Consider the following 9,904-nt stretch of genomic DNA (forward strand, 5'->3'; position numbering starts at 1 on the left):
ACGCCTGAAAGGATTCCGAAGAATCTTTAGCCGATTCGACAAGCTTGATGTGGTTTTCAGGTTTTTCATTAACTTTTCACTGATCGCCGACAGGCTGATTAGTGTGAACAGGCCCTAGGGAGTTACGGGTCAAAATGCTGGGGCATTACCGCTACTTTGCAGTTAAAGGTAATGGTCATCGTCTTTATCGCTACCACTCAATGGTGGTAGAGTTGTGGTTTAAGTGGTTAAACCGACGGAGTCAGCGTCGGAGTTACAACTGGGCTGGGTTTAAGCAGCTGCTGGAGGTTATGCGTCTGCCACACCCGTCATCGGTACAGCCAAAACAGTATAAGGTGACCTGGTTGTTTGAAAAGGGGGCTGCCCATGCACGGTAGCAACGTTATTACTGAGGAGCCCGGTGCGGTAGTTCCGCACGCCGGGATCTGTGTGGGGGCGTCCGGGTAACTGGGCGTTCTACCACGACGGTGTCCTTCTCTACTCTCAATAAAATGCTGGCCATCCATGATTCCCGCGCGCAAATAGCGGCCGATCAGTTTCAGTAAGCGTTTGTCCTTCACGTTACCGCTCAGGAGCGTCATCAACAGATCGTGATTCAGGCGATCGAAAAATTTGGAGATCAACATCGACAGCAAAACGCCGCCCTTCCTTGATAATACGCTGCACTTGTTTAACTGCCTGATGCCCATTACGCCCCGGACGAAAGCCGAAGCTGTTGTCCGAAAACCCAGGCTCGAAGATCGGCATAAGCACCTGGGAGATCGCTTGCTGGATAACCCGATCTTTGATCGAACGAGTGATCATATCCTTGGATACGGGCACGCCAGCAGGGCAATCGTAAATGCCCCACCGTCACGAAGATGCTGATGCAATACCAGAGAATAATACCGTAAGACAAGCAATAGATGCTGTTTTTTGTAAACCCACACCCTGTCGTAAGACTACCTACAATCTAATGGCAATCAACTATGAAAACAGGCATATAGAGAAAATATATGATGGCTGTAAAAACACTTAAGTACGGGGATCGCTTTTACTTATCCACAATAGTAGCGACATACATTTCCGCACGCCCCGGTCCGGCACCGGTAAAGCCTTGTCCCCCTCCTATCAGTATCCGTGTTTCCGTACCACTGAAACAAATAGGGCCAAATTGACGCCCAGCTCTATCAATAACCGTGTAATTGACACCATCGTCCGTCGATCGCCACAAATAGCCCGCGTTTTGTGACACACAATAAATGGCCGTCGAATTTTCAATGAAACGTCGCACTTTCGTCTCGGTGGCAATAACGTTCGCCGCTTCAAATACGAGTGTCCAGCTAGCGCCATTGTTGGTGGATCGATACACGCGCCCATTGTTGTTTGTGGTCGCCAGCAAGGTGCCCTGGGAGGTCTTATGGACTGCTTGCCACACATCTCCTGCGGCCCCCACAGTTGAAAGGCTGCTCCAGTTAGCTCCCCCGTCAGTCGTCTGGTACACGACAGGTGCTAATGTACCCCCCTGGTCGTGACAAAAAGCCAGCCATATCCCGGACGCACCGGTCCCGCTTATATACTCAACCCACCAAATGTTGTTGTGGCCCGTCGCCACAGCAATGGGAGAACCGAATGTGGCGCCGCTATCTGTAGAGATAAAAACAGTGGCGGTGTTCCCAACCTGCCGTGCCGATCCTACAATAACGCGGCTGCCTCCTGACTTCTGGTCACCTTCGAGTGCCCCCGATAACAATCCCGTCTCCGCGGGCGCCGTACTGCGGGTAAAGGTGACCGCAGACCAGCTATCGCCGCCGTCCGTTGTCCTGACCAGCATATCATCGCCGTTGGCAGGATCGCTGAGAAGGGCCAGCACGGTATTGTTCACATAGGGGCTTGCGGTGTTATCGGTATTATCGTTAACAACCACAAAGTCCCTCACACCTTTGCTTAAGGTGGCAAAAATGGGTGCCCAACTGGAGCCGGCATTTACCGTCTCAAAAATAGTGCTGACCTTATTTGTGTCGGAGTCGACCGCACAAAACCACATATCTTTCCCCAGATGGACTGAAAGCGCAAAAACCTGCCTAAAAGCGTCGTTTCGGGCAATTGTCACAATCACGTCTCGAGTTCCCAAGCTCAAGCCCCCCCGTCGGATTGACCCACCGGGCCGAGAGCAGGTTGTTACTCACTGGATCTGCCGCATACAATACCATTCCATCCGTAGAACCGTGAATACGCTGAGAGACATGAATACGATCCAGCAAATTCAGGCCATTGAGCGCAACAGTAAAGGTTCCTGACGAAGAATGTGGCCCGACACTTCCCCCGGGAGACCACTCGAAATTAGGAAATGTGTAAGGCGCTTCGCCAAATACCCATGTTGACACTAGTGTCCCAACAGTTTGTTGCTGAAGTTCTTGCATTGCCTCCCCCACTCCGTGTCAAAGTACCAGTAGCTCCAGGCGCTACTCCAGGATATTCGAAAAGTGGACATTGCCACCACCAAATGTATCGATCCAGGTTGTAGTGGTCAAACTCAAATGGACACTCAACTACGCCACTTTGGGTAAAACCACAGCTTCATAATCGTTTGGACTTTGATAACCCAGGTACACCGCGCCCGCTTCATTGGCGCTGTTATCGCCCTGATACCCGCCGATACTGGTAACCTCACTGTCCTCGCCGCTCGCGCCCACCGCCAGCGTGTTGCCATCGCCGCTCAGGCTGACCGCACTACCAAAGTAATCCATCGCACCGGCATTGCTGGCCTTAATATACGCCTGCTGCGACCAGGTGCTGCCATCGTGATTGAACACTAAACCCCGGTAAGTTTACGGTCATAATTACAATCCGGAACAAGGCCTACCTAATCCCAGAAGACATGTTCAATTTTATAGTGTGCTGATTTGTAAGGTAAAAGTTTGCTGAAGGCGCACATTAACAAACAATTGTTGTGCTTTGACAAAAAAGAATACAAAGGGTGCAATGTGCATATTTACCGAATCAACTTTCCTGCTTAGTATTAGCCGCATTATATAAAACAAAGGCGCCAGTAGGGAATATGATTCCAAAACTTTGTGGTCACCCATGTTGTTCCGCCAGGCGATTACAGATATCACCCACTCCGAGATTTGCAGGCCTCAAACTCAAGCCCAGTATGACTGTTAACGCCAGCATACTGGCGGGTAAGAGAACCGTGCTGCAATACATCCTAAAACTCATTAATCGCGCTTATCAGGGTGCGCTCTCTGAACGCTGACCATTGGGGTATAGCTGATGACAACGCTAGCTGTTGAATCTGGTTTACAAGCGAAAGCGCAAAGTCGTTTTTAATGTCGTCGTAGCAGCACGCACGTATTAGGGTCAGTTTTTTACTCATGTTTAAACTAGGGTATCGGTCATGAATTATCACTTAGAAACGTCTGCTGGGGAAGCCAGCGTACGGTATGAGCTCAGTTCGTCTCAGGCGTTGGTCGTGCAAGCCAGGGCCGGGGAGCAATACCGCGTTGTTTCCAGCCATGGGGAGCTCCCCGATAATGTCGTGGCAATCCGAACAGATACTGATCTTGAGGTTCGCCTGGATAACGGCATTAATCTGATTATCGAAGACTACTATGTGGTGTGCCGCAATAACTTTTGCGGCATCAGCCTCTCCGAAGAGGGTGTGCCACTGAGTGCGAATGAAGAAGCCGACAAGCCTTTCTCAGGCGACAATATGATTGTGTACAGTCATGGTTCGTTGCAAGGCATAGTATTGCTCGACCTATTGGGGGCCGGTTTTGTTCATGAGCCACAAGACCAAACAACGCAACTGGATCCTTCAAAGGTAGACGATACAACTGACGATATACCTACGGGTGAAGGTGGGAGTATAAGCGCCTTAGGCATGATGAGCTTAGCTGGGGCAGGGCTGGGTTTGATTGCCGCTTCTGCGTCATCAGAGGGGGATTCTCCTGCGCCACGTAGTAATAGAGAAGCGCCTGTCTTTACGTCGGGCTCGGGCGAAGCGGTGGTTGAGGTTAGCGTCAACGAGGGCGAGACTGCCGTCTATACGGCCGAAGCCACGGATGCCGATGGTGGTATTCTTTTTTACAGTCTGAGCGGCCCCGATGCAGCGCTATTTACTATCGATGCGAATACCGGTGAGGTCAGCTTTATTGATGCCCCTGATTTTGAGAGCCTCGGGAGTAACCATACCTATGACATCATCGTCATCGCCAGGCGTAGCGATGGCTTTAGCGCAAGCCAGAACGTCACTATCAGCGTGAGTGATGTGAACGAGGGGCCGGCCTTTACCTCGGACACAACGGCTATTGTCGACGAGAACCAGACGGCCGCCTACACCGCTGAGGTCACGGATCCTGATGGTGACACGCTGACCTACACCTACAGTCTGAGCGGCACCGATACAGCGCTATTTACTATAGGTGCGAATACCGGTGAGGTCACCTTTATCGACGCCCCCGACTATGAGGCGCTGGGGAGTAACCACCCCTATGAGATAACCATCACCGCCACGGACAGCGAGGACCTTAGTACAAGCCAGAACGTCACTATCAGCGTGAGCGATGTGAACGAGGGGCCGATCTTTACGTCGGGCACAACGACTATTGTCGACGAGAACCAGACGGTCGCCTACACGGCTGTGGTTAGGGATACCGACGGTGACGCGCTGACCTACACCTACAGGCTGGATGGCACCGACGCAGCATTATTTAACATTGACGAAAACACGGGTGTGGTGTCTTTTAGGAACGCGCCCGATTATGAAAACCCAGGTGATGCCGATAGTAATAATGTCTATGACATAACCGTCACCGCTACAGACAGCGACAGCCTCGATGTAAGCCAGAACGTCACTATTAGCGTGAGCAACGTGAACGATCCGGTCTTCACCTCGGGCAGTACGGCGACGGTCGACGAAAACCAGACGGCCGCCTACACCGCTGAGGCCGGGGTTCCTGGTGGTGTCATACTGACCTACAGTCTGGGCGGCACCGATGCAGCGCTATTTAACCTGGATGCGAATAGCGGTGAGCTCACCTTTAAAGAGGCCCCCGACTATGAGAATCTCGGGAGTAACCATCCCTATAACATAACCATCACCGCCACGGGTAGCAATGGCCTTAGTTCAAGCCAGGACGTCACTATTAGCGTGAGCAACGTGAACGAAAGGGTAGAGCTCTCCGCAGATCAATTGCATGCCAATGAGCTTGGTTTTGCAATCAATGGCCTCGACGGTGTTGATTACGGTAGTCGTACTGTCGTCAGTAGTGCCGGTGATTTCAATGGTGATGGTCTCGATGACCTGATTATTGGCGCACCTTCCAGTCCCTTAGGCGCACCTCTCCCTCCCGGCAGCGACCAGGACGCCCCGGCCGTGTTCGCCGCCGGCGCCGTCTATGTGGTCTATGGCAGAGCCGATGGCAGGACTGTCGAGCTGTCTGACATTGCAATCAATAATGACAACAGTTTAGGCATTGCTATCAATGGCATGGTAACGCGCCGCCTATTTGGCGGGGACGTCAGCCATGGCGATGTCAATGGCGATGGTTTTGATGACATAGTTATTGGCACAGACCCCATCGCGAGTCCCTCTCCCACGGACACTTATGTGGTCTACGGTGGAAGCCAACTCTCGAACGTTGACATCTCCGATATCGAGAATGGCCGAAATGATTTGGGCTTTATGGTCACAAGCAGCCTCAGCACTGATCCCGCCCATAGGTTCGGGCATCACGCGGCTGGCTGGGCGGTTAGCGCGGAAGGGGATATCAATGGCGATGGCTTTGATGACGTCTATATTGGTACCAACGGGAATAACGACATGTATGTGGTCTATGGTGGGAGCGATCTTTCCAACATTGAGACCAATCAGATCGTAAATTGGGATGCTGATGGCATTGTAATCCATGGTGAGTCTTCCAATGGAAGGGAAAGCAAGATCGTCGGCGACGTCAATGGTGACGGCATTGATGATATGATTTTTTCTGAACCTTGGGTGCCGAGGGTGGTGGGGGACCCAATCGACTCTCCCCGCGCCGGTTATGTGGTATTTGGTGTTAGGGATTTTACTGGTCTGGATTTCGACGACGTCAAGGCCGACGAGATTGCAGCCGGCAAGGGCGGCTTTGTAATCCACGGTTTACGAAACTTATATGACCACCGAGACGGCCGCTATGAGGTCGACAGTGCCGGTGATGTCAACGGTGACGGCTTTGATGATCTGATCATTTCCGATAGGGAGGCAAACAATCCTGACAGTACCGAAAGTGGCGTAAGCTATGTGATCTTTGGCGGCAGTAGTCTCCATCTCTCGCCTGTTAAGCTCGCTGATATTGAACAGGGTATCGGCGGATTTGCCATCCGTGGCGCCGGTGTGAATGATTGGAGTGGCTATCAAGTCAGCACGGCCGGTGACATTAACGGCGACGGTCTGGCAGACCTGCTTGTAGGCACCTTTCACCAGAGCAAGGAACACGGAAACAGTTATGTGGTTTTTGGCAAGACCGATACAGATACCGTTGAACTTGCTGATGTTGAACGGGGTATTGGCGGCTTTGTCATCGCCGCCACCGAGACCCATGATGCGCGTATCCTTAGTTTAAATGATGCCGGTGATCTCAATGGCGATGGTTTTGATGACATACTTGCTTACACATTCGTCCCCGATTTCTCCGGCGTCGCCGCCTATGTGGTCTATGGTGGTGAGAACGTCAATGCCAATGCCATAGTCGGTACTTCAGACAGTGAAACTCTGGTAGGCAGTAGCGATGCCGATCAGATTATCGGGGGACGAGGCGACGATACCCTGATGGGTAACGGCGGCGCCGATGTGCTACGCGGCGGTGCAGGTAACGACATACTGGCCATCAGCGACACTTCTTTTGCGCTTCTGGACGGCGGCAACGGTAAAGACACCCTGCGCTTTGACACCGCGATGGCGCTGGATTTAACCGAGCTCAGCGACAATCGGATCACCGACGTGGAAGCAATCGACTTACGCAATGACGGTGGAAATAGCAGTCTCACCCTGGGCTTGAGTGATGTGCTCAACCTAAGTGATAGCAGCACCAGTAGCGATACCCTTAGGATATACGGCTCGGATGGTGACGAGGTGATATTTATTGAGCGAGGCGCCAACCAATGGGTCTCTGAGAATGGTTCGAATACTTGGGAGTATAGATTCGGAGACGACGTGTTGGCCAGTGTACTCATCGACAGCGATGTGGATGTTTCTACCTCTACCCCTCTCTAAGGCTTGTCGGTTATTTTGTTGGGCAGAAACAGCTGTATGATCGCCGTAGATTGGAGCATAGAGCGCGACAACAGCCTGAGCTTTTTCGCTCAGGCTGCGAAAATACTTTTTGTTGGAAGCGATGCCGGTTTCAACAGCGAGCTCTCGGGACTGTTCGAAAACAGGGGTTACAGCGTAGATAGCTGCATTAATGGAGAAGAATGCTTGAATCTTATATCCACTCAGCATTATCAGCTGATTATTTTGGACATCACACTGCCTGAAATTGATGGGTTCTCGCTACTTGGCATTCTGCGCAAATCGATTCAAAAACCGGTCATCATGCTGATGAACAACGGGGCAGAGGAGGAGAGGATCAAGGGCTTCTATCATGGTGCGGACGATTGTTTGACAAAGCCATTTAATACGACTGAACTGTTGCTGCGTGTCTGGGCTTTGTTAAGACGCTGTCGCGCTGGCTCTGAAACTACCAATAGCGTCTTCCAGTTACAACTGGATGGTCTCAATCTCGATAAGACCAATAAGTCTACATCAGTGCATGGCAAGATTGTCGGGCTTACCCCCACTGAATTTCGCTTGCTTTGGGTGTTGCTACAGTATAGAGGCGATGTATTAAAGAAAGCTTTTTTGTATCAGGCCGTGCTTAATAAAACGCGCGGTCGCTATGATCGTAGTCTGGATGTACATTTAGGTCGCGTCAGGAAAAAGCTTAGCGCAGCGGGCTGGAACGGTGATCGCTTAAGAACGATTCATGGTGAAGGATATTGTTTGGATTGAGTCGCTTGTCAGTAGCGATACTCTTACCATATATGGATCGGAGGGTGACACCGCGAGATTGAGCAATAGTAGTAATGGTCAACCTGGTCAATGGGTAGAGGTAGTTGGTTCCGAAGCGGATACCTGGGAGTTTAGGCTCGGAGGTGTAGGAGGCGAGGTGCTGGCCAGTGTAATCATTGACGACAGCATACAGATATAGAGCGCAACCTGACCTTACAGTCTGTAACCGCCTAGGAGCAGACATCATTGATATGTCACCTTTTTCAGAAACCTATGGCTTTATAACATATGGTAATGCTCTCTAAGCTATTGATTTACCAGTCACATCAGTTATATTCAACGGGCCAGATGGAATTGGGGATGCAGTCGGCCAGTGACTTGTTTAGCCAGAGAACAAAATACCGAATTCCTCTGAAACCCTTGTGACATGGAGCTCTAAGTCAAATCAATGAAATTTGCTTCTCGTGTTATAGGGCCAAAGTGTTATAAAGTCTTAGTCTTTATAATTCGCTGTTAGGTGAATTAATTATGAGCTATCTTCAATTGGCCTATTTTCATTTAGGAACGGTATTTCCAGCCTTTCTGATCGGTACCTACTTACTTGCCAATCGTAAGGGAACGCCAGGGCACAAATTACTTGGCAAAATTTATATGTTACTAATGCTAGTTACCGCACTTGTGACCCTGTTCATGTCAGCGGAGGTTGGGCCTACTCTTTTTGGGCATTTTGGTTTCATTCACCTGCTAAGTTTTCTGGTGCTTTATTCTGTTCCTGCAGCGTATTTCGCCGCACGCGATGGAAATATCAAAAAACATAGGGCAAATATGGTTGGTTTATATGTCGGTGGAATTCTTATTGCTGGTACTTTTACGTTTCTGCCAGGCCGGTTGTTACATGGTTGGTTTATTGCGTAATTTATCACCTAACAAGGCGCTGTTGTCGGACAAATTTTCCGCTACGCTCCAAATTTGCTGCAAAGCGCAGCGTTAGCACTCATTCGTAATGCGATTATTTTACACAATTTTATTATTCCTACTGTCGAGCTCTGTTTTTGCCAAAACCGTTCAAATACGCGGTTTTGACCTAGAGGTAGGCGAAGAATGGAAACATGAAGAAACAGTTGTAGGCACTAGAATATATGTGCCTAGCTCCAAAGATGAAATTGAATTTAGCCCATTCCTAATGCCGGAAGGTGCAACAATTGAAGTAGTAATTAAAGAGAGTGAGAAACACTTATACTATAAAGTCGGTATTTTTATTGCTTCGGATACCGAGCCAAAATTCGATCAATTTAGTGGTAAATATACAAAATCGTGGCTGGCGTACAGTAAAAACGTTGTTATGCACGTAAAATATAGTTCTTACAATGAAATTAGCGATAGCCATATTTCGAATGTTAAAAACATTCTTAGCAAAATTAACTGGGCAAAGCCCTAACAAAGCGCTGTTGTCGCCGCAAAGGGCGCGGCTGGGACGGCCTACACTCTGTTTCGGCCGCCCCAAAGCTTGTCGTTAGCACTACTGGTATCGAGCACCAAATGAGCATGCTACAACAAATCATCATCCTGCTAGCGATATTTATAAGCCCCCAGGTTTTCGCAACGAACATACCTAGTAGCGCTAGAGCAGAGAGATCTATTGCGAGTGTTGAAGCAGATTTAAGGAAAGGTCTATCCGGCAAAGGTCTTGAGTATGGCTCTCCAATATTCATTCGTATATTTAAAGACCCCGGAGTTCTTGAAGTCTGGATTGAGTCCGATAATGGGGCTGTCGTAAATTTTAAAAATTACGACATTTGTACATTTTCAGGGAATCTTGGCCCTAAACTGAAAGAGGGAGATAATCAGAGCCCAGAAGGCTTTTATTTCGTGAATTCTGGCCGACTCAAC

The 9,904-nt window shown here is 49.8% G+C and carries 7 protein-coding genes and 1 pseudogene; 5 read left to right on the forward strand and 3 right to left on the reverse strand.

Translation table 11 applies throughout. The features are described 5' to 3' along the window. Positions 1 to 561 precede the first annotated feature (561 nt). The 3 genes from FKG94_RS29305 to FKG94_RS28135 form a co-directional block, all read right to left on the reverse strand. Complete coding sequence (locus FKG94_RS29305; protein WP_246125467.1) at positions 562 to 804, reverse strand: reverse transcriptase domain-containing protein; 243 nt, start codon at positions 802 to 804, stop codon at positions 562 to 564. A 229-nt stretch (positions 805 to 1,033) separates the two neighbouring features. Beyond that, positions 1,034 to 2,098: a sialidase family protein gene (locus tag FKG94_RS28130; RefSeq protein ID WP_142930281.1), complete on the reverse strand. Its 1,065-nt coding sequence runs from the start codon at positions 2,096 to 2,098 to the stop codon at positions 1,034 to 1,036. A 433-nt stretch (positions 2,099 to 2,531) separates the two neighbouring features. Further along, entirely contained in the window at positions 2,532 to 2,795 is a 264-nt protein-coding gene (locus FKG94_RS28135; protein ID WP_218943673.1) for an FG-GAP repeat protein, read from the reverse strand. 584 nt (positions 2,796 to 3,379) lie between these two features. Here FKG94_RS28135 and FKG94_RS28140 point away from each other — a divergent pair. From FKG94_RS28140 to FKG94_RS29115, 5 genes and pseudogenes are all read left to right on the forward strand, one after another. Further along, positions 3,380 to 7,237, forward strand: coding sequence for a cadherin domain-containing protein (locus FKG94_RS28140; RefSeq protein WP_142930282.1), 3,858 nt, complete (start codon positions 3,380 to 3,382; stop codon positions 7,235 to 7,237). A 36-nt stretch (positions 7,238 to 7,273) separates the two neighbouring features. Further along, on the forward strand, positions 7,274 to 8,014 hold the full coding sequence (locus tag FKG94_RS28145; RefSeq protein ID WP_142930283.1) for a response regulator transcription factor: 741 nt from the start codon (positions 7,274 to 7,276) through the stop codon (positions 8,012 to 8,014). Positions 8,015 to 8,542: 528 nt separating this feature from the next. Next, positions 8,543 to 8,929, forward strand: a complete 387-nt coding sequence (locus FKG94_RS28150) for a DUF2306 domain-containing protein (protein WP_142930284.1) — start codon at positions 8,543 to 8,545, stop codon at positions 8,927 to 8,929. Positions 8,930 to 9,017: 88 nt separating this feature from the next. After that, complete coding sequence (locus FKG94_RS28155; RefSeq protein ID WP_142930285.1) at positions 9,018 to 9,452, forward strand: hypothetical protein; 435 nt, start codon at positions 9,018 to 9,020, stop codon at positions 9,450 to 9,452. A gap of 101 nt (positions 9,453 to 9,553) precedes the next feature. After that, positions 9,554 to 9,904 (forward strand): annotated as a pseudogene (locus tag FKG94_RS29115) (L,D-transpeptidase family protein); the annotation flags it as partial.

The organism is Exilibacterium tricleocarpae, assembly GCF_007004655.1.
GTDB lineage: Bacteria > Pseudomonadota > Gammaproteobacteria > Pseudomonadales > Cellvibrionaceae > Exilibacterium > Exilibacterium tricleocarpae.